6 protein-coding genes are annotated in these 23,509 nt (G+C 69.9%); all 6 read left to right on the plus strand.

Annotated features, from left to right (window positions below):
• Nucleotides 1-95: 95 nt before the first annotated feature.
• The 6 genes from AOM45_RS23880 to AOM45_RS23920 all read left to right on the plus strand — a co-directional run bounded on the left by AOM45_RS23880 (nt 96) and on the right by AOM45_RS23920 (nt 23,509).
• On the plus strand, nt 96-476 hold the full coding sequence (locus AOM45_RS23880; RefSeq protein ID WP_035909984.1) for a hypothetical protein: 381 nt from the start codon (nt 96-98) through the stop codon (nt 474-476).
• 43 nt (nt 477-519) lie between these two features.
• Nucleotides 520-2,106: a PPE domain-containing protein gene (locus AOM45_RS23885; RefSeq protein WP_156093789.1), complete on the plus strand. Its 1,587-nt coding sequence runs from the start codon at nt 520-522 to the stop codon at nt 2,104-2,106.
• Entirely contained in the window at nt 2,103-2,858 is a 756-nt protein-coding gene (locus AOM45_RS23890; RefSeq protein ID WP_030467324.1) for an ESX secretion-associated protein EspG, read from the plus strand. Before AOM45_RS23885 ends, AOM45_RS23890 begins: the two co-directional genes overlap by 4 nt.
• A 42-nt stretch (nt 2,859-2,900) precedes the next feature.
• Nucleotides 2,901-3,413, plus strand: coding sequence for a YbaB/EbfC family nucleoid-associated protein (locus AOM45_RS23895; RefSeq protein ID WP_030467325.1), 513 nt, complete (start codon nt 2,901-2,903; stop codon nt 3,411-3,413).
• Nucleotides 3,414-3,461: 48 nt separating this feature from the next.
• Complete coding sequence (locus AOM45_RS52165; protein ID WP_174517925.1) at nt 3,462-5,000, plus strand: hypothetical protein; 1,539 nt, start codon at nt 3,462-3,464, stop codon at nt 4,998-5,000.
• 65 nt (nt 5,001-5,065) lie between these two features.
• Nucleotides 5,066-23,509 (plus strand): glycosyltransferase, encoded by an 18,444-nt coding sequence (locus AOM45_RS23920; RefSeq protein WP_035909987.1) that lies wholly within the window; start codon nt 5,066-5,068, stop codon nt 23,507-23,509.

Below are 23,509 nucleotides of genomic sequence, written 5' to 3' on the forward strand. Positions count from 1 at the left end.
CGGTCTGCGGCAAGACATTGTGAACGCCGGTCTCAATTGGCAACTCGGTCCGGGGAATGCGGGCGGTGCCTCTGGCGACACACGATACTGCCCGCATGTACATCGTCGGTGACAACGACGCTGTCCCGCTCAAGGACACCGTCAGCTCGGGTCAGGTGCAACTCGACCCGACCGCGGGCGAGGAGCTCCGCAAACAGTTCCAGGCCCAGATCGATCAGGTCGACACGTGGCTCGAACGTGCGAACACCAGCATCGCCCGCCCCGCGCCGCTCGGCGCCAACCCGGTCGGCGACGCCATGCGCGACAAGTTCACCCATCGCGCCGAGGGCGAGCAGTACTCGTTCGTCAGCGTCATGACCGCGTACCGCACGGTGCTGGAGCAGACGAAGAACTCGATCGTCGAGGCGATCGAGAACTTCACCAGCCTCGACGAGGAACACCAGGCCGAACTGAAGAAGCACATGGGTAACAGCTGAGCTTCGGCCAGCAGTGTCCATCGACGTGAGAGGCGAGCCGGTCATGCCCCCCGAGACCGACCCGAGAGAGATCGAGAACGTCCCGGTCCTCACGGACCCGCAGAACTGGGCGTCGCGGTCGCACCAAGAGCTCTACGCCGCGGTGCACAACAACAACGACCCCGGCCAGGCCGGCCAGATCAGCTCCGACTGGGGCAGGTACGGCTCCGAGCTGACCGAGGCGGCACGCACGATCAACGCGGTCATCACCGCGTCGGAGACCAAGTGGACAGGTGACGCCGCCGAGGCCGCCCGGGCTGCGATGAAGAAGCTCGGGGACTGGGTCGACGAGACCGCGCGCACCGCCGTCGAGGTCGGCAACAAGGTCGCCGACCAGGGCCGTGTCATGGAAGCCGCGCGAGCGCAGATGCCGGCGCCGGTCCAGTTCGACTGGAACAAGGCAGCCGCCGCGCTCTCCCAGCCGGGCACGACCGCCTTCGTGCTGGCGTCCGTTGACATCGCTGTCGCGAACGCCGCCTCGCGCGCGGCGCACGACCAGGCGGTCACCGTGATGACCTCCATGGAAGCCAACTCCCGGCAGATCGACTCGTCGACGCCGACGTTCAAGCCGCCGTTCAACCCGAACACCGGCGAGGTCGAGCAGCCGGTGCTCGCGACGCTGCGCTCGGTGTCCGCACCGACGCTCGGTGGCGCCGAAGCCCTCATGTCCACGCACGCCCAGAGCGCCGCCGGCGTGGCGACCGCGCCCACGCCCACCGGAGCCGGTGCGGGAGCAGGCGCCGGTGCCGGAGCCGGCGCGGGAGCGGGCGGTGGCGCGGGAGCGGGCAGTGGCGTGAACCAGCCCGCCGCGGCCGCCTACACGCCCTCGGCTCCTGGCTACACCCCGCCCGCCAACCCCGGCGGTGGCGGAGGCGGCGGAGGTGGGGGCAGCTACACGCCCCAGATGACGAGCTACAACCCCGGCAACACGAACGCGGCCGCCGCCACGTACACGCCGACGGCACCGGGCTACACGCCGCCGCCCAACCCCACCAGCTACACGAGCGGCGGCGGCAACAACAACTACACGCCGCAGTTCCCGTCGGGTGGCGCGCCGTACCCCGGCACGGGCCCGTCCGGCTCGACGCCGCGACCGAACTCGACCTACACCCCGCAGAACCCGAAGGCCTTCACGCCGACGGCACCGGGCTACACCGGTCCTGGCGGACCCGGTGGCGGTCCTGGCGGCGGTGGCGGTGGCGGCGGTGGCGGTTCGTCCGTGAAGCCCGGCGCGATGCCGAACTTCGGTGGCGCGGGCGGTGCCGGTGCGTTCGGCGGCGGTGCGGGTGGCGCCGGTGGTGCGGGTGGCGCGATGCAGCCCGGCGGCACGGCCGGTGTGCAGGGCGCTCGTGGCGGCATGCCGATGGGCATGACCGGGCCCGGGGGCGCGGCCGCGGCCGGTGCCGGCATGGGTGCGGGCGCGCCGATGGGTGGTGCTCCCGGTGCCGGTGGCAAGGGCGACGACGACAAGGAACACCGTTCCGCCAGCTACATCATGGGCGGTGACCTGTTCGAGGTCCCCGGCGAGAACCTGCCCCCGTCGGTGATCGGCGGCGCGAAGCCCAAGAAGAAGGGGCCTGACGCGTCGTGATCACTCCCGAGTTCCTGCTCTCGCCACGCGAGTTCGACGTCCTGTGGCACGAGCTGCGGCTCGGCCGGATGCCCTATCCGCTGGACGTGCCGAGCGAGGGTGACACCGAGCAGGACCGCCGGGTGCTGCGGGAGAAGACGCTCGACGAGCTGCGCGCCCGCGGTCTGGCCGACGACCAGCGGCTCGCGGACCACCTGCGGCTGCTCGACGAGCACGACGTGTCCGTCGACGCGGTCGCGGGCCTCGACCGCACCGTGCGCGCGCTCGCCGTCTCCAACGGCGAGCGGGCCGTCCTCGCGATCATCGACGACGACCGCGTGGGGCTGCTGGCGATCCGGGAGACCGGCATCGCCCGCGAGATCGTCAGGGTGCTGCCCGACGGCGAACCCGGCCCCGGCACGGCGGTGAACGTGCGGGTCGAGACGTTGCAGGACGCCATCGCCCTGCAGGAGGCCGAGCAGCAGGACGACTCCGACGACCCGTGGGGCGACGGCGAGATCGACGACCGGCAGGCGCTGCAGCAGGCCGGTCTGTCCGCTCAGGACGCGCGGCAGTTCGACGAGCTCGCGGCCAACCGCGTCGCCGGCGGCCAGTTCGGCGTGACCCTGGGCAAGCAGCGCTCGGGTGTCGTGATCAACTGGTTCGACACCCACCAGGGCCGCTACCTGATGGTCAACTCGGACGGCTGGCTGAGCCTCTCGCCGACCGACAACGACCGCATCGCCACCCGAATCAACGCTGTGCTCGCGTGATCCGACGCGTTCGCAGTTGAACCACCGCCGCCGGAGGACCGTGTGAATCCCGCGAACCCCACTCAGTGGGTCGAGGAGTACGAGGCCAAGCTGGCCGACCTGAAGAAGAAGTCGGAGGACCTGCAGGAGAACTTCGCGGCGTCCACCGCGACCGTGAAGTCGAAGGACGGCTCGGTGACGGTGACCGTGGGCCCCAACGGCGGCCTGCAGAACCTCGTCCTCGGTCACCGGGCGGTCGAGCTGGGCGCGGCCAAGCTGACCGCGGTGATCCTGGAAACCGCGCGGCAGGCCCAGAAGCAGGCGGCGGAGAAGGTCCTCGAGATCTTCAAGCCGCTGGGCGAGGGCACCGAGGCCTACCAGATGGTGTCGGACGCGATCCCGGACGACGAGGACGCCGAGGAGACCACCGACACCTACGACGAGATCGACGACGAGCCGGCCCCCGCGCCTGCTCCCCCGCCGGTGAGCCGCCCCGCGGCGGCCCCGCAGGCGGCGCCCGTGCGTGGACGACGACGCTCGGACGACGAAGACGACGACGACAACCAGCCCTGGTGAGGAACATCGATGACCGCGCCTGAAACTCCACTCCCGTCTCCTCCGGGGATGAAGATCACCGAGGAGAACAAGCTCAAGGGCTCGCTGTTCATCGAGGCCTACGGCAGCCTCATCGACGGCATCGGCAAGGACGCCGAGTCGGAGACCGAGAAGGCGCTGGACATCACGTTCAACGCGATCGGTGCGGCGTCGGCCACGGTGATGCTGGCGATCGACCCGCTGGGCAGCATCATCGGCGCCGGTGTCGGCTGGCTGATCGAGCACGTGTCGTTCCTCCGCGACGCCCTGAACCAGCTGATGGGCAACCCGGAGGAGATCCAGGCCAACGTCGAGGCGACCAAGGCCCGCGCGGCCGAGCTGCGCGTGCTGGCCGAGGACCACAAGAGCGGGCTCGCGACGTTCGACGGCTGGACCGGCGCGTCCTCCGAGGCGTTCAAGCGCAGCATGGACGGCATGAGCCAGGAGCTCGACGAGCTCGCGCAGGCCGTCGAGACCAAGGCCAAGATCGTCGCGATCATGGGCATGCTGGTCACCGTGCTGCGCGACATCGTCCGCGACCTGATCGCACAGCTGATCGGTTCGCTGATCGGTGGCGCGATCCTCGCGGCCGCCGCCATGATCCCGACGTTCGGCGCCTCGATCCCGGCCTTCATCGGCTTCGCGGTCGGCAAGGCGGTCGCGCTGGGCACGAACATCGCCTCGCGCGTCGCCCGCGTGGTGGCGGCGCTGGGCCGTCAGATGAAGCGGATCGGCGACCTCGACGGCATCATGGCCAAGATCAGCAAGGGCTGGGAGCGCTTCGAGAACACCGCCGACGTCGCCGAGATCTCCTACGAGGGCTACAAGGCCTCGAAGGACGTCGACAAGAAGATCGACGAGGCGGTCCAGAAGAACCAGTCGGGCGGCCAGGGCGGCGGTGCCACCCCGGAGACGCTCGCCAACGCGCGTGTCGGCACGGTGCAGGCGAGTGCGTTCGAGGCGCCGCACGCCCGTGTGGGCACCGTGCAGATGGACGCGGCCGAGCCGATGCAGGCGCTGAGGCGGCCGGACGCCCCCGTGGAGCCGATGCAGGCGCTCAGGCGGATGGACGCCCCCGTGGAGCCGATGCACGCGACCATGCGCGCCGAGGCGCACGTCGAGCCGATGCAAGCGCTTAGGCGGATGGAGGCCGTCGAGCCGCTGCAGCCGATGCACCGGGTGGAGGCCGTGACGGCCACCGCCCCCACTCATTTCAACGCGCCCGCTGCCCAGGACGCGACGATGGTCTCGGGCGTGAGCATGACCGCGGCCTCGCCGGTTCACCAGGTCGTGCAGCCGTTCGAGATGAGTGAGGGGTACGGCGAGCCTTCGGAGCCGTCCGGCTACGAGCCGATGGCGCGGACGCAGATGTCCCAGGCGTACGAGGTCCTCGAGCCGATGCAGCCGGCCTACGCGCGGGTCGAGGCCGAGCAGCCCGTCCACGAGGCCGTGAACCCGCTCATGGCGAGCGAGCCGCTCCGCCCGGCGTACGAGGCGGGAGGCGGTGCCGCCGCCACACCGCTGCGCCCGACCGTCGTGCACGAACGCTCCACCAGGCCGACGGAGTAAGTCCAGCCAACAGCCGGGATCCCGATCCCGCCTTGTTCTGACGCAGCACTGGAGAATCGCCGCTCATGGCCAAGGGGAACGTCAATCCCAACCCGTCGCCGAACCCGAACCCGGCGCCGAACCCGACCCCCTCGGCGCCGCCACCCACCGGAACCGGTGGGGGCGGCCCCACCGGCAACACCGGCTTCTCCATGAACGACTCCTCGATGCAGGGGTTGCAGAACAAGGCGGGCGACCTGGGGTCCCGGCTGGCGAGCATCTCGAGCGGCTTGCGGGGCCTGAACTTCAGCGGCAACGCCCTGGGCCCCATCGGCCTGTTCGCGGTGCCGGCGCTGAACGCGTCCAACGACAACGCCGTCGCTCAGGCCGACAAGGGAGCCAAGGCGTTCACCGACGTCCAGTCGGGCATCAAGGCCACGCACCAGACCGCCGTCAACACCGACACCGGCCAGGGCACCAACTTCAAGTCGTTCGACACCAGCACGACGGCCAAGCCGCCACCCGGTTCGGCGGGAACCACGCTCGGCGGTGCCAAGCAGGACGGCCCCAAGGTGTCCGGGCCGGGCACGATCGCCGGTGGCACGGGCGGCACCAAGGGCGCCAACGTCCAGAGCGGGCCGAAGGTCGCTCAGGGGCCGAACATCAAGGGCGGCACCGGACCCGCCAGCAGCGGCGGTGTCAAGACACCCGGCGGCCCCTCGGTGTCCACGGCGCCCAACATCAAGGGCGGCACCGGACCTGCCGGTGGCAGCGGGGTGAAGACGCCGGGCGGCCCCTCCGTGGGGACCGCGCCCAACATCAAGGGCGGCACCGGACCTCTCGGTGGCGGTGCGGTGAACACGCCCGGCGGTGCGTCGGTCGGCATCCCGCCCAACGTCAAGGGCGGCACGGGTCCTGTCGGTGGCGGCGGGGTCAAGACACCCGGCGGCCCTTCGGTCGGGGCCACACCGAACATCAAGGGTGGTGCCGGCCCTGTCGGCACCGGAATTCCGAAGGGCCCTGGCGGCGTCGGACCCGTGGCGCCTCCGGTCATCGGCGGCACGCCAGGTTCCTCGACCCCGAAGTCGCCGGGAACGCCCGGCGGTGGCGGCAAGGGCATCGGCATCCCCACCCTGCCCGGCACCACGCCGGGTTCGACCCCGGGTTCGACCGCGGGCACCAAACCCGGCGTGACCCCACCGGGCCCGCAGAACGCCGTGACGTCACCTTCACGCGGCTCCACCCCACCCGGAATGTCACCGGGCATGGCCCCACCGATGGCTCCAGGCGCAACCCCAGGAGCCACCGGCGGCGAAAGGGGCGGCAGCAAGTTCGGCACGGGCAGCGGCAAGGGCCTGTTCGACGCCCCCAAGCCCGGCACCCCGGACAGCACCATCACCAAGGCGCCACCGAGCTCGACCGCAACGCCCCCGCCCGCCCCGAAGCCGGGCGTTCCCGGCACTGGTGTTCCGGGCAGCGGCGTCCCGGGTAGCGGCGTGCCCGGCAGCTCGACACCAGGTGCGGCCACCCCGAAGCCGGGCGTCCCGGGCAACGCGACCCCGTCCACACCGGGCCCGCAAAGCGCCGTGACCCCACCGTCGACCACGGCCCCACGCGGCGGCGTCACCCCACCGGCCTCTCCAGCGACCTCCCCCGCGGCCACCCCCGGCATGGCCCCACCCATGGCTCCAGGCGCAACCCCAGGAGCCACCGGCGGCGAGAGGGGCGGCAGCAAGTTCGGCACGAGCGCCGGCAAGGGCGTGTTCGACGCGCCCAAGCCCCCCACCCCGGACAACACCATCACGAGGGCTCCGGGCACCTCACCCTCAACGCCCCCGCCTGCCCCGAAGCCAACCCCGCTGACCCCACAACCGTCCTCCACCACCCCGAGCACCACACCGCAGCCCCAGCCGCGCCCGGCACCCACCCCACCGCCCGCGCCGAACACCGCCGCGCCGTCCCCCGCACCCAAGGCGGACACCGCGCCCGCCCAGACGCGCCCGACCCCGCCGCCCGCGCCGCCGATCAACACGCCGGCCCCAGCCCAGGCGACGAACACGCCGTCGCCGACCACTCCGGCACCGAAGCCGGACACCACCCCAGCTCCGGCATCGCCGAAGGCCGACACACCACCCGCACAGACGCGCCCGGCCCCGCCGACGAACGTGCCACCGGCCAACACGCCGTCCCCCGCGCCGAACGTCAACGCGCCGTCCACCAACCCCTCGACGAACGCGCCATCACCGAAGCCGGACACCACCCCGTCCCAGGCAACGCCCAAGGCCGACACGCCACCCGCACAAACACGCCCGGCCCCACCGACGAACGTGCCACCGGCCAACACGCCGAGCCCCAGCGCGCCCACGGTCAACACGCCGAGCCCGAACACCCCGCCGGTAAACGCGCCCTCGCCGAGCCCGAGCGTCAACGCGCCTTCGCCCAACCCCGCGACGAACGTCCCGCCGGCCAACGTCCCCTCGGCGAACCCGTCGTCGCCCAATCCAGCGACCAACGTCCCGCCGCCAAGGCCCGAGACGAACGTCCCGCCGTCGAACACGCCGCCGGTTCAGGCCAAGCCGACGCCAGACGTCCAGCCGAACCCGAACACCCCCAAGCCGGACACGACCCCCGGCCAGGCAAAGCCCACCCCGGACACGAACACGCCGCCGCCCGCGCAGACGCGTCCCGCTCCGGCGCCGCCCGTCAACACGCCGCCGGTCAACACGCCGCCCCCGAACGCGCCGACCACCGTGCCGGGCACCGACGTCCCGTCCGCGAACACCCCGAGCCCGAGCACCAACACCCCGAACCCCAACACCCCGGGCTCCAACGCGCCAAACCCGAACACTCCCAGCCCGAACACGCCGAACCCCAACACCGCGAGCCCCAACGCGCCCAGCCCCAACGCCCCCAGCCCGAACTCGCCGAACCCGAACACGCCGAGCTCCAACGCGCCGAACCCCAACTCCCCCAACCCGAGCCCCAACACGCCGACCGTCCAAACGCGACCGGCCCCCGGCGGCGCCAACCCCCAGCCCGCCCCCAACACCACCACGAGCCCGAACACCACCACGACCGCCGCACCCGACATCGTCGTGGCGCCCCCGCTGGTCACCCCGGCCCCGGCCCCGAACCCAACCCCAACCCCCAGCGCGAACCCCAACCCGAACGTCGTCCCGCGCGCCCACCCGGCGGCCTCGAACTACCAGGCCCAGCCACGCCCCGGCGGCGGCAAGGGCAAGACGCGCGCCGCCATCAAGAAGTACCTCGGCATCAACTTCATCAAGGGTCTCTTCAACAAGCCCCCCGCAGCGCCGAACCCGACCCCCGCACCAAATCCGAACCCGAACCCCGCACCGGCCCCGGTGTCCACCGCCCCGCCGAACCCGTGGACCGACCTCCTCAAGAACCCCAACCCCACGAACATCGACGTGGAGGCCGTCAAGGCCGAGATCGACACCGCGGTCAACGAAGGCAAGCCCGCCACCGCGCGCATCCTCATCAACCGCCTCAAGAACACCGAGGGCGGTGCGAAAGCCGCCGCCGACCTCCAGGCGCACTACGACCAAGCCGTCCAGAACAAGGGTGACGCCGGCAAGGTCGACGTCCCCAAGCAGCTGCACTTCGCCTGGTTCGGCGACACGCCGTCACCCGAGTCCGTCAACGGCATGCTCGAGTGGGCCGCGCAGACCAACGAGAACAACGGGTGGACGGCCACCCTGTGGACCGACGGGTCCAGCGTCGACTGGGACCCCGCGGTGGTGAAGCAGCTCAAAGACGGCGGCATCGACATCAAGTCCGATGTGGACACGCTCGTCGACGAACTCTCGAACAAGACGCCGCCCACCAAGAACAACACGACGCTCAAGGACGTCTACGCGGCCGCGCAGAGTTCTGACGCGAAGGCCTACAACCTCGCGTCGGACATCGCCCGGTACGCGGTGCTGGCCAAGAACGGTGGCGTGTACGTCGACGTCGACATCAAGCCAGGGTCGTTGTCGCTGGACAACATCGGCGACATGAAGATGCACCCGACCGACGTGCCGGTGATCGGGCCTCGGCTGCGGGACACCAGCAGCGTCCAGAAGGCCACCGGTGACGCCCAGCTCACGCCCGAGAACGTCCAGAACGCCGCCGACGCCCAGTGGAAGAAGGGCGAGCTCGGCAACGCGTTCATCGTCACGCCGCCGGACGGGGCGCTGATCAACAAGTTCGCCGAGGTCATCCCGCAGAAGTTCGACACCCTCGTCGACCGCGTGGGGCCGAGGGACGTTCCGCTCGCGGACAAGAAGAGCTCGCCGGAGTTCCTCGGCACGCTCAAGGAGCAGGCGCCGGACGTCTCCGGGCCGAACGCGCTCGCCGACAACGGGCTGGCACCGCAGATCGGGCTCATCGGCCAGGTCGCGATGGACCACGGCGGCCTCAACCTCGGGTACAACCCGGGATACATGCCGACGGACGTGCCCGCGATCGGCAAGACCGACTTCGAGGCGATGTTCGACCCCGACGTCAAGAACCAGTGGAACGGGATCGAGTGGGTCACGCCGGAGAGCGAGAGCCAGCTCGACAGGTCGACCGACACCCGTCCCGCACCGAGCGACGGCACGCCCAAGGACGTCAGGAGCGGCGGCGCACCACCGAAGCTGGAGCCGCCGACGCCCGAGTCGCACCACGGCAAGGACGTCATCACCGACGAGTCGTGGCGGCACGACCCCGCGAAGAGCGCCGACTGGTTCGCGCCCAAGGATCCTGCTGACCGCAGCACGTGGGCCGATCGCAGGAACGACACCAACGTCCGGACCGTCGACGTCGTCGTCCACGACGTCCGCACCGACTCGACGCCGTCGAACATCAAGTCCTACCAGGGCCTGATCAACTACGACCTGCGCCGCATCGAGACGAGCCCCGGCAACTTCGTGCAGGAGTACACCGTCAAGGTGCACGTCGATCCCGCGGCGAACGTCGACCCGGACGTCATCGCGCAGGTCAAGGAGAACGCCACCAACGGCGTCGACAACCTGCTCAACCAGGGCTACCGGCTGCCCAGCGGCGACCAGTTCCACCTCAACCTCGAGTTCACCGACAACAAGGCGGACGCGCACACCAGCATCAAGGTCGACCCGGACAACCCCAACGTCGACCAGACGCACTGGAACCCCAGCACCAGCCCCGAGGTGCTCGCCCACGAGACGCTGCACTACCTCGGAATTCCCGACGAGTACAGCGACTCCAGCCGCGTCTTCCAGCAGCACGACACGAACTCCGGCGTCCACAAGGACGACGGCGGCATGATGGGCAGCGACGTCCACGGCCCCGACCCCGGTCTGCGGCCCCGTCACCTCTGGCTGGTCGAACGCACCGCCAACAGCCAGGTGATGGTGCCCGACACGAGGATCGAGCCGGCCGGCCCGGCCACCGTGCCGCCACCCGCGAACCCGAACCCGAACACCGACACGCGGCCCGACGCCGACACGCGGCCGATGCCGGACAAGCGCCCGTTCGACGAGGACAGCGACAGCGACGCCGAACCCGAACCGGCCACCAAGAAGCGGAAGAACGACGGGGAAGCGTCCACTGTGGACGACACCCCGATGGACGTCGACGCGAACACCCAGTCCGACGGCGACGCGAACACCCAGTCCGACGGCGACGTCGACATGAACGATGCCCAGAACGACAGTCAGCTGGACAACCTCGCCGACCAGTTCGACACGCTGTCCCTCGGCGACGTCAACTTCTCCTACAACCCGGCGTTCGCCCAGCTCGCCAACGGCGACATCGACCTGCCCACCAAGGACAACTACCTCGCCAAGCTCAAGGAGAGCGTCGAGGGCGACAAGCGTCCGTCGTTCGTGGTCAACATGATCGTCGGCCACAACCAGCTCGGCGAGATCAACGACGTCATCAACGCCATCACCAAGGACGCCGGTCCGATCGGCAAGGACATGGTGTTCGTGGTCGGTGTGAACGGCCGCGCCGGCTCGAACGCCGACATGGGCGCCAACATCGAGACGGCGAACAACGCCGTCGCGAACCGGAAAGAGCCCGTGGCGATCGTGCCGTTGTCCGAGGTGAAGGCCAACGAGGACTTCCCCTTCGGCAGGATGCGCAACGAGACGATGCACAGCGCTGCCACGAAGTTCGCGGTCGGCGCGCTGAACGGCAAGGGCACCCACCCGTACCTGTCGATCCAGGACTTCGACACCGGCTCCCGCCTCGTCACGGGCGGGCAGAAGGACGTCTTCACCCACTTCAACGAGACGCTGAACCCGCCGGACGTCGGCCCGATCCGCCCGCTGATGCACGCGGGTGGCTACCGCGTCGGCGACCCCCAGGCACTCGTCAGGGACGTTCAGACGCGGATCGACAAGGAACAGGCGGCGCTCGACAACAACACGTCGCTGGACGACAAGAAGCGGGCCGAACAGCAGCGGCAGCTCGACCTCGCGAAGGAGCACCTGCAGGACCCGGACTTCCCCGCCAAGTTCCAGCAGGCGATGAACGACGACATGGACGCTCGGGTCCGGCAGGCGGACTCGGCGCCGCTGCTGCCGTACTCGCCAGAGCCCAACCTGTTCATCGACGCGAACGTCACGGTGGTCGACCCGAACGTGAAGTTCAGCGACGGGGAGGCCGAGTTCAACGGCCTCGGCAAGTCGATGAACTCCTTCGCCGGCAAGGAACTGGCCGAGATCCACACGAACCAGCTGCCGAAGCCCGAGCTCAACGCGGATCTCAACGCGGCCAAGGCCCAGCTCGAAGCCGACATCGCGGCACAGGGCGGCGTCCCCAGCCCGAGCCAGGCCAAGACCCTGGAGTCGATCAACGCCAACATCGAGTCCAACACCAGGAATGCCAACGACAACCCGGCTTTCAAGGCGGCGTCCACCAACGTCGTGGTGGACTCCGGCATCGACGTCGACGCGCAGACGAACCGCAACCCGTACCGCGGCGAGAACTTCTCCACCGACTTCGTGAACGGCGCGGTGGGCACCGACCTGTCCCGCATCGCGCTCGGTTACGCCAAGTCCGACGGCAAGTCGTGGCCGCAGTCGCACGTCGCCCTCAACACGGTGCCGAACCGGACCTACGGTGGCGACAACCCGACGGCGGCGAAGGCGGCCAAGGCCGAGACGTCGGCCGCGGACATCCGCAACGAGTTCCAGGACAAGAAGCCCGGCAGGGGCGGCCAGCCGAACCCGGGCAACAAGCCCCACGTGAAGCGCGAACCCCAGCAGATCGTCAAGCACGAGTACGACTACGACCCCGCGACCGGCACGCACGTCGAGACCAGCACGACGGGTGGCTGGAACCCTTCGAAGGTCGACTCGCTGAAGCTCGGCTGGGAGGACAAGAACACCTTCAACAAGGCGGTGTCCGCGCCGATCGAGGGGCACGGGCACATGGGCGTCGACCCGCAGGCCGACCCCACCACGAACTACCCGCCGCCCAGGGAGAAGCCCGCGGACGGCAAGAAGCTCCCGCCGCGGACCGAAGCCGAGCTCGGCCACATCGACCAGACGGCCAAGCAGCAGAAGATGGCCACAGTGCTGAACATGGCGCTGTCGGACAACAACAGCAACGTCACCCGCACGTTCGGCATGTTCGAGCACGGCATCGCGCCGCTCGCGGGCGACCCGCGGCCCGACGGTGTGTTCAACGCGGTGCACGACGCGCTGGCCAACGAGAACGGGGGCAAGAAGAAGGGCGGCAAGGGCAAGGCCGTCCCGTCTGCGACGGACCTGCGCACCGGTGCGATCCGGCAGGGCTCGATCGCCTCGCCCGGCATCACCTCGCAGATCGCGAACTTCCGCCAGGAGCACGGTCTGGAGAACGGCCACCTGGTCAACGCGGTCATCGAACCGGGCCCGACGCCCAAGACCGAGATCCCGCCGCACTTCAAACCCGACCCGAACTACAACCATCCGGTCGACAACACGGGCACGCCCGGCACCGAGCTGGACACCGACCAGCGCGCCGAGCAGGACGCCGCCGACGCGGCCGAGAAGGCCGCTGAGAACGCCAAGGCGGCCAAGGCGGAGGAGCTCGCCGTCAAGCTCCTCGCGACCCAGCTCAACCGGCCGATCAACCTCCACGGCCCGAACGGGGTCACGACGATCGACCCGTTCCACGAGCTCAAGCCGGACGTCAAGGAGAACTCCACCAAGGCGGACCAGGACAAGGCGAAGAGGTGGAAGGAGCCGAAGTTCGGGAAGCCGCTCGACATCAGGGTGCAACCGAACCCGAACGGCAAGTCCACTTTCACGCCCCACACCCCGGTGAACCCGCCGGGGTCGCACGACCCCGATGCGGGCCCGTCCGGCACGTCGCACCGCGGCGCGCCACCCGCACCGGACGCCGACACCCGTCCGGCGCCCGAGGTGCAGACGCGCCCCGCACCGCCGACGCCGAACCCGGTCATCCCGATGACGACCGTGGCACCGCCCGCGGTCGGTCAGGTCATGCCGGGCACGCAGAACCTGCCGTCGTTCTTCCAGGACAACAAAGCCCTGGGCACGATCGCGCCGACGGACGTGCGCGGCGCCGAGAACGTCACCAGCGCGATTCCGAACCTCAAGCCCGCTGACGCCGCCCGCATCCAGCAGGCGCTCAAGGGCGACTTCGAGTCGTTCCTCGACAGCGGACGCAACTTCCAGGTCAAGGTCGGCAACACCTCGTACGAGGTGAACGTCCGCGCCACGATGCAGGCGCAGACGGACACCGCCCCGGTGGACGCGCCGCACGTCAAGGTCGACGCGGTCGCGCAGTCTGGCAACTCGTCGTCGACGACGCACACCGTTGCGACGGCCAACGACATCGGCACCTCGGCCACGGCCGGTGTGGCGATGGGCCCGTACGGCTCGCTCGGCGGCAAGGCGCAGCTCGCCACGCCGGCGCAGTCGCAGAGCACGTCGTCGTCCCTCACCGACCAGCGGGCGATCCGCGCGGGTGAGGGCTCGACCCAGGCGACCGTGCAGGTCTCGTACGACATCACCCTCACCGCCGCCAACGGCACCGTCCGCACCCTCGACCCCGTCACCACCGGCACCGACGTCACGCTCCAGATCCCGAACGACCTGGCGACGATCACCAGCTCCGGCAACACGTCCGCCGCGGTCACGCCACCGGACGCCCAGTGGGGCGTGAAGCTGGAGCACCCCGCGCCCGAGGCCGTGTCGGTCGACAACCAGAAGAAGGCCTTCAACGACGTCGCGGCGAAGCTGCACCCGTCGATCACGAAGGTCGGCGCGCCCGGCCGCGAGGCGTTGCAGAACTTCCTGAGCCCCACCGAGATCCGCAACAACCTCGGCGCGATGCTCGGCGGCGCCTACGTCACGTCGCCGGACCTGCTCAGCCCGCACGCGAGCAAGGGCGCCGCGGTCCAGATGACCGCCAAGCTGCAGACTGCGGAACTGGTGGGCACGCACAACAGTTCGGTGCTGCGCCTGCACGACACCGCGTCGCACAGCAGTGGTGTGTCCTCGACGACGAAGTCCGGTGGCGGTGTCACGGCCGGGTTCGGCGGCAACATCGGCGTGCCCAACGCGGTCGGCGGCCAGGTCGGCGCCACCGTCGGGTACAGCGCGACGGTCGCGGAGAGCGTCAACGCGGGCATCAACACGAGCCACAAGAGCGGCATCCAGATCAAGGGCGACACCGGTCTGTACAAGGTGACCGCCGAGGTCGAGGTCCGCACCCCGAGCGGGGACAGCGTCAAGGTCCCCGTCACCACGTACATGCGTGTGGGGCTGCCGGAGGCCGGCGCGCTCGGCCTGCCCACCCCGGACGGCACCAGGAACTCCACCGTCGACCCGGCCACCGCGGGCACCAAGTTCGCGCCGCCGTACCTGGCCGACGCGATCGCCGCGGGCAACGCCAAGGTCGGCGAGTTCGAGGCGGCGGCGCAGGTGCAGGGCCAGGTCGAGGAAGCGCTGCGCAAGGTCCCCGGTTTCGAGAAGTTCCTGCCGAGCTGGAACGACCCGAACGCGAACCCGCGCAGCAGCAAGGGCAAGAGCTTCTCCGACGTCGCCGAGCAGCTCGCGAACCAGCGCAAGCTGACCTCGCAGCTCTCCCCGGCGGCGTTGAAGACCAACATGGACAGCCTGATGGGACCGGGCGTCCAGGTGCAGCTGAAGAACAGCGGCACGACCAGCAACACCTACGTCAACGTCACCGTCAAGGCGAAGCTGACGAACCCGCAGCACCTCGGCCAGGCCGACGCGCGCAACATCCGTGACGCGTCGTCGACCGGTCCGAAGCTCGACGCGTCCACGACGACCAGCAAGGGCTGGAGCGGTGGGGTCGAGGGCAAGGTGACGATCCCGGCCAAGACCAGCGTCGCCTCCCTCACGCCGACGCCGCAGTTCGGCGTGAAGTACAACCACGGGTGGTCGGACAAGACCTCCGCCGGTCCGACGGTCAACAGCACCTCGCTCAACGTCGGCAGCCCGAACGCCCAGGTGTTCCGGCACGACGTGGAGTTCGACGTCGAGATCACCACGTTCACCCGGCCGCGGGCGTGGGTGCGGCGCATCGTTCCCGGCGCGCCCGGTTTCCACTCCCCCGAGCAGAACACGGTGGCCAGGACGGGCACCGACGGCCTCGAGCCCATCAAGGGCGGGGTCAACCTGTGGGTGTCCGACAGCTCCACTTTGGACAACGACCCCGGCAGCGGGTTCAAGCCCGGTGACCCGGAGCTGCGCAAGCTCAAGGACGCACCGACCGTCAAGGAGCTCCTGAGCACCGGGCCGAAGGAGAAGTCGCCGGACTTCCTGCACGTCGAGGCCGTCGCCAACACGACGACGTTGCGCGACCAGGCCATCGACGCGCTCAACCGCGCGGCGGGCGGTGACTCCGCGCTGACCGTGCCGGGCACCGCGTCACGGGCCCAGATCGACAAGATGTTCTCCCCGGAGAACATCAAGGCGAACCTGCGCACCCTGACCGAGACCGGCATTCAGGAACAGGGCCTCAAGTACGACCGGCGGATGACCGACCGGACCGGCGCGATCGGCGTGAAGTTCGGGCTGAGCAACCCCAAGATCGTGTCCATTTCGGACAACACCGGTACCGAGAACGCCAACACCGGTGGCTACAAGGCGGGTCAGACGTCCTCGACCAGCCGGTCGGTCGACGTCACCGGCGGCATCAACGTTCCCGTCAAGCCGAACGTGACCGGTTCGCCCGCCCCCACCAGCGGTTCCGGTGGTGTCGCGGTCGCGGGCAAGGTAACGCCGTGGTCTGACTCGAAGTCGTCGGCGACCGAGGTCGGCGGCAGCGTCGACCGCAACTTCGTGACGCCGTCCGGTGGCCGCACCGTGCTGGTGCAGCTCGACGCGGACGTCACGGTGGTCGGCGAGAGCCGTGCGACGAACTTCCTGCACGGCGGCACGCCCAAGGCCGAGGGCGCGACCGTCACGTTGCCGAAGTCGGTGTTCGTGCGCGTGACGGAGGACGTCGCGCGGGACATGGGTCTGCTGCCCGACGTCAAGCCGAACGTGCCCAAGCCCGACTTCCCGAAGATGGCGCCTCCGTCGACCATCGTCAAGGACCAGCCCGGCGCGCTCGGACTGTCCGTCGTGGAGTCCGTGCCGGACCTGTCGAACGTGGTCTCGAAGCTGACCGAGGACGTCAACGCCAAGACCGCCAAGAGGTTCGGGGACCCGCTGCTGCCGGACTCGGTGCTCAAGGACTCGATGAGCAACCTCCAGCGCCTGGTGGACTTCAGCTCTCCCGCCAGCGTCAAGGCGATGATCGACAGTGCGATGGACGGCGGTGTGCCGTTGCTGGTGCACCAGCCCGGCACGTTCGGCAAGGACTCGTTCCAGATCACGTTGCGGGCCAAGGCGGACACGCCGAAGTTCCAGGAGGTCGTGAACGACGGCGTCGAGATGGAGTCGACGCTGTCCGGTTCGCAGAAGGTCGCCGACAGCCAGGGCCGCGGCACCGGCTGGGGTCTCGGCCTCAAGGCACCGGGCCTCGCCGCGCCCGGCAGCGCGAACCCGAACGTCTCCGGCACCGTCGGCGCGGCCGTGGCGGCCAACGTCGGGCAGTCGAAGAGCAGCTCGGTCACCACGTCGACGACCGACCAGTTCAGCCAGTACCGCGGCGCGAGCGGACCGGCGGCGCGCTACACCGTGCCGATCGAGTTCGAGCTCGTCGTCGAGAAGGGCGACAAGGTCGTCGCGACGGCGCCGAGCGGCCCGCAGGAGATGACCGTCCGGCTGCACGCGGACAACCAGAAGGTCGCCGGGCACGCCAATCCGAAGCCGTACTGGACGCAGATCCACACCCGCACCGCGGACCAGGGTTCCGCGCAGGCCACTTCGCAGTGGCAGCAGAACGGCAGCCCGGCCACGCTGCCGCCGAGCGCGTCGGTCGAGAACCTGCGCGGTGCCAAGGACCTGCGCGCGGCGACGCTCCAGGCGCTGAAGGACGCGGGTGCGGGCAAGGGTCTGACCGGCAAGGGCACCGGCGCGTTGAACAGCCTGCTGGCCACGCTCAGCCCCGAGAACCTCCAGCCGCACCTGCCGGGCATGCTGTCCGGCCCGCTGACCGTGCCTGGCCTGCACGAGGCCGCGCTGACGTTCGGGCAGGACGCTGACGTCAAGGTCTACGCGAAGCTGGTGGACCCGTCGCTGGGCTCGCTCAGCGACAACGTGGCGCTGGAGAACCCCAAGTCGCAGGTCACCTCGACCAGCGGCGAGGCGAAGGTCACCGAGAGCGGTGACGTGTCCGTCGGTCTCGCGACCGGTGGCGCCGGCATCAAGCAGAACACGGACCCGAAGGACAACGTCAGCGTCGGCGTGAGCGGTGTCGAGCTGCGCCACGCCGCGGAGGACGCCACCGCGAACTCCGGCGGCCCGACCGACAACAAGACCAACAACCTCAAGCCGAAGGCCACCACCGGACTCGTCCAGTTCGGCGTCGAGTACCGCGTGGTCGCGACGATCGGCGGCAAGACGGCCGTCGTCGACCTGTCCGTGCCGAACTCGGCCGCTGTCCGGATGCAGGCGACGGACGCGCAAACCGTGCTGGGCCACGAGTTCGGCGCGGACCTGACGGACGCGCAGGCCGACGTCAAGAAGGCCGCGGACGACTGGCGGACGGCGGAGGTCGCGGTCGACACCGCCCGCCACGACGCCCAGCAGGTGATCAACGAGGCGGCGGCCGCACTGGCCCGCAACGACTCGGACTTCACCAGGGTCCAGATCGACTACAACGCCGCGATCGAGAAGCACCTGGACGAACAGGCCAAGCTCCCGCCGTTGGAGGCGCGCGCCGAGACGGCACGTGCGGAAGCCGCACGGACGCTGGAGACCGTCGCCGACCTGACTCCTCGGGTCAGCGGCCTCAGTGTCGTGGCCTTGAGCGCGCAGTTCGAGGTCGACAACGCGCGCGCCGAGGTGGACACCAGGGCGCAGGCGGTGCGGTCGCTGGAGAACCAGCTGGCGAGGACGCCTGACGCTCCCGGCCTGTCCGGGCAGGTCGACGCGGCCCGTCAGGCCCACGCCGACGCTCAGGCCGCGTTGCAGACGGCAGAGGCCGAGGCAGCTTCCACCGGCGCGTCCTTGAGTCAGGCGCAGCAACAGCTCGCCGAGGCCGAGGCCGACCTGGTCGTGCAGCGTGAAGAGGTCACGGCGCGCCGTGAGGCACTCGCCGCGCAGCAGGAGGTTGTGGCTGAAGCCGATGCGGCCCGCACCGAGGCGGAGACCCGGTACCAGGAGGCCGTGGCGAAGCTCGACGCGGACCGCGCGGCCCAGGAAGCCCGCATCAAGGACGCCGAGACCAAGCTCGACGACGCGCGGCGGGCGGCGGACGACAAGCAGAAGCAGTGGTGGGACAGGAAGGCCGTCGTCGACGACAAGATCGCCGACTACAACCGGCCGCCGTCGACGACCACGGCGTCGTCGAACGGGGCGTCGTCGAACGGGGCGTCGTCGTCGAACAACGGCTTGTCCGGCAACGGCTCGTCGAGCAGGGACGTGCAGACGCGTCCCGCACCGCAGCCGCCCAACGCACCCAGCACCAGCAGCCCAAGCACCAACAGCCGAAGCACCAGCGCGCCCACCGCCGACACCCCGAGCACCAGCACTTCCACGACCAACACTCCGAGTACCAGCGCCCCCGCCACCAATACCCCGAGCACCAGCACGCCCACCACCAACACCGACACGTCCACCACCGACGCGCCGAACACCTCCGCCGAGTCCCAGGCACCCACCAGCGTGCCCGGCCTCGTCGTGGCGAGCCACCTCAAGGCTCTGACCGCCGACGCGATGCTGAACGCCTCTCCTCTCGCCCAGCAGGTGGAGACGGAACTGCGGTCCAACCCGGCCACCTACCTCGACCACGAGGCAGGCCTGGACCTGCTCCGCGCCTCCGTCGTCCTCGACACGAAGACCGACGACATCGCCACCCTGATCCAGCGGCACGGCGTCGAGGCGGTCGCGCGGGCGTTCAACGCCGAGTTCGGGCGTCCCATCATCGAAACCGCGCAGCGGCAGCAGTTCGGCGACCTCAGCACCCCGGAGAGCCGGACCGCGTTCGACGGCTGGGCGCACCAGCTGTGGGACACGATCGGCAACACGCCCTCGTACCAGGACAACCCCGGCAAGCTCGCCGCCGACGTCTTCAACCACGAGAAGGGCTACAACCGCGGCACGAACTTCGCCCAGGAGACCGCGCTGACGGACCTCACCGGCGCGCCTTCGCTCGCCGACACCATCGCCGGCAACCCGCACCCCGGGCCGGACGCGACCAACCAGGCGTTCTGGGTGCAGAAGGTGCTCGGCGAAGCGCAGATCCTGCCCGACAGCAGCGTGAGCGCCGACCAGTTCACCAGTGCCGTCACCGATAACAGGACCGCCCTCGGCAACGCCCTGGGCATCGAGCTCGACGACGCCAAGATCGCCGAGCTGAAGACCACGTTGCAGGACAACGGCATGGTCGACGACGACCCGGCGCCCGCGAACGAACCGGCACCGCCGAACGCTCCGGAGCCGATGACCGAGGCCGAGGTCCAGCTCGCGGCGTTGACCGACCACGCGATGGAGAACGCCACCCCGCAGATGAAGGCCGTCGAGGCTGCGCTCCGGTCGGATCCGCGGAAGTACGTCCACCACGAGGCGGGCCTGCACCTGCTGCGGGCGTCGGTCGTGCTGCACACGAGGACCGAGGACGTCTCCGGACTGATGTTCTTCTACGGCCTGGACGAGGTGACCAAGGCGTTCAACAAGCAGTTCGAGCGGCCGATCATCGAGGCCGAGCAGCTCGACGCGTTCGCCCAGGAGGGCGGCGCCGCTCAGTACGAGAGCTGGGCGCACCAGCTGTGGGACACGATCGGGAACACGCCCTCGTACCAGGCGGACCCCGACAAGCTCGCCATGGACGTCTTCAACCACGACAAGGGTTACAACCGCGCGTTCAACATGGCGCAGCAGACGGCGCTCACCGACCTCACCGGTCCACCGGCACTCGGTGATGCCATCGACACCAACCCGCACCCCGGGCCGGACGCGACCAACCAGGCGTTCTGGGTGCAGAAGGTGCTGGGAGACGCGCAGATCCTGCCCGACGGCAGCGTGAGCGCCGACCAGTTCACCAGGGCGGTCACCGACAACAGGACCGCTCTCGGCAACGCGCTGGGTGTCGAGCTCGACGACGCCAAGATCGCCGAGCTGAAGACCACGTTGCAGGACAACGGCATGGTCGACGACGACCCGGCGCCGTCCGCTCCCCCGGCGGACACCGGCCGGGCTACCACCACGAACCCGTTGCACAGCACGGAGACCAGCGCACCGTGGTTCGACCCGCACAACCCGGTGTCCTCCCAAGCCGTCGCGGACGCCCGCGCCACCACCCCGGCGACCAGCTGGGTGCGTGGTGAGGACGGCGGTGTCCTGAACACCACGCAGGTCGGCCCGCACGGCATCAAGATGCAGGCCTGGCGCGGCCCGATCGCGTACGACAACCGCGTGCTGGACGTCGACGGCGTGCCGGTGCGCGACTTCACCGTCCGGCTGCACCTGAACAACGGCACCGCCGACGTGCAGGACCGCACCCGCGCGGGCGTCGAGGAGATGTTCAACCAGGGCTACCGGCTGCCCGGCGGCGAGCAGTTCCACGTCACGGTCGAGTTCACGGACAACCCGGCCGACGCGCACGCCACCATCGACGTCACCGACGACCCGCAGGGCCGCGCCAACCAGCTCACGTGGCCCGCGAACACGGACTCGCGGCGTCTCGCGCACGAGGTCGGGCACTTCCTCGGCCTGCGCGACGAGTACCTGGAGACCGGCGACGTGAAGCCGATCTTCCAGCACCAGGACGGCAAGGGACGCGTCGTCGACGACAACTCCCCCATGACCCAGGGCATCGACAAACCGGACGCGCGGCTCAAGCCGCGTCACCTCCAGCTGATCAACGACCGGATGACGGCGCTGCAGTCGCACAACCGGCCGCAGTCCGGTACCGACGCCCAGCCGAAGGACGTGCCGGCACCGAACATGCCCAAGCGCGACGCGACGCACATGGACGTCGACCCCGAGGCGGACGCCACCAAGCGCGCCCGCGAGGCCGAAGTCCAGCTGGTCAACGAGAACGGCGTGCACAACGCGGCGTTCCAGAACCTTGCGAACGGCAGGACGCTCGCGCCGATCACAGCGGACAACTACCTGCAGCGCACCCAGCAGAGCATCACGAACAACGAACCGCCGTCGTTCGTGGTCAGCATGATCGTGCGGGCCGGTGAGCTCGACCAGCTCGGCAATGTCGTCAACGGCGTCATGGCCAACACCAACAACATGAACGGCCGCGTGGCGTTCGTGCTCGGCGTGAACGCCTCTACGCAGCAGGAGATCGACACCGCGATCGCCGCCGCCGCGCCGGTGGTGAACGGTCAGGCGGTGCCGATCGCGCTGGTGAGCGTGCCGCACGGGCCGAAGGGCTTCAAGTTCGGCGACACCCGCAACGCGACGCTCGACAGCGACGCGCACGAGTTCGCCGTGACCGCGTTGGCGGCCAACGGAACGCACCCGTACGTGTCGGTCATGGACTTCGACGCGGGCGATCGCAGGACCAGGCAGGGCGGGCACGTCTTCGACCACGTCGCGCAGCTCGTGGACGGCAGGGTCGGCGACGACGTCGTGGAGCCGTCACGGCCGTTGATGATCGGCGGTGGTTACCGCGTCACCGCCACACCGCAGCAGCTGCACGCCGACGTCCTCGCACGCATCAACGGCGACACGAAGACCACAGACGCCCAGAAGCAGGCCTACCGCGAGAAGCTGAGCGAACCCGACTTCCACGAACGGTTCGAGCACGTGATCAACGCGGACATGCACGCGCGCCGCAACCAGCAGGCCATTCACCCGTTGCTGCCGTACACGCCGGAACCGAACCTGTTCGTCGACGGGTTCGTGCCGCTCGCGGACCCGTCGGTGCGCTTCGGCGAGGGGCAGGCGGAGTTCGGGCAGCTCGGCCAGTCGCTCAACAGGTTCTACGCCAGGGAACTCGCCAAGCTGCACACGCCGGAAGACCCGGCGGACATGGCCGAGGCCACCGAACGGGCCAAAGTGGACGTTCAGAACAACCGGCACCCGGTGCGCGGTCAGGCGTTCACGACCGACTTCGTGGCGGGCGACACCGGCACCGACCTGTCCAGGATCGCCTACGGGCTGATCAAGGACGGCAAGCTGCCGCAGTCGCACACCGCGTTGCCGAACGTGAGCGAGCGGTTCTTCGACGGCAAGTCGTCCAAGGCGGGCACCAAGTTCGCCGACGAACGAGAGCGGCTCAGCACCGGCGCGCACACGGTCGTCGAGCCGTTCCTGCCGCCAGCCAACGGCCAGACCACGACCACGTGGGCCCCGCCGAAGAAGATGGAGACCCAGCTCGGCGCACCGGCCAAGAACCGGCTGAACCCGGCCGTCTCGGCACCGATGCCCGCGCCGTTCACCGGGCAGCAGGCGGGCATCCAGAAGGACCAGAAGGTCGTCGCGGCCCACGGGCTCGTGGCGTCCGACCACGTCAACCACACGCTGCGGCACCTGCGGTACCTCAACGAGGACGTGCTGGTCCGCCAGCCCGCACCGCCGACCTCCCCCACCGGCCTCTACGCCGCGGTCGGGCAGGCCAGGAACATCGACCCGGCCACGCTGCGGCAGCAGGTGGTGAGCCTCGCCGCGACCCACCAGGCGGTGACCAGGGCCGTCGCCGACTTCACCGTCAGCAGGCCGATGCACCAGGGCCACCTGTACGGCGCGCTGGTCGAGAACATCGACTGGCACATGCAGGCGGACGGCACCGAGAACGCCGGTGCCGGCAACGCGCGTGATCTGGTCGGGCACCTCATCGCGACCCAACTCAGCGTCAACGTGCGGATCCACCAGCCGAACGGCAACCCCGTCCTGCTCCGGCCGATGGGCCCGCCGTTCGAGGAGACGATCGACGTCGAGATGGTGCTGGACGGACGGCAGGTCACCTACCGGCCACTTCCGGGGCTACAGCAGGACGTGGAGATGCATTAG

The organism is Lentzea aerocolonigenes (assembly GCF_000974445.1).
Lineage (GTDB): Bacteria > Actinomycetota > Actinomycetes > Mycobacteriales > Pseudonocardiaceae > Lentzea > Lentzea aerocolonigenes.

What these genes read in the sequence shown, in the direction of transcription:
- AOM45_RS23885 (WP_156093789.1), top strand. Translation starts at nt 520, where the DNA reads ATGCCCCCCGAGACCGACCCGAGAGAGATCGAGAACGTCCCGGTCCTC.
- AOM45_RS23880 (WP_035909984.1), top strand. Translation starts at nt 96, where the DNA reads ATGTACATCGTCGGTGACAACGACGCTGTCCCGCTCAAGGACACCGTC.
- AOM45_RS52165 (WP_174517925.1), top strand. Translation starts at nt 3,462, where the DNA reads ATGAAGATCACCGAGGAGAACAAGCTCAAGGGCTCGCTGTTCATCGAG.
- AOM45_RS23920 (WP_035909987.1), top strand. Translation starts at nt 5,066, where the DNA reads ATGGCCAAGGGGAACGTCAATCCCAACCCGTCGCCGAACCCGAACCCG.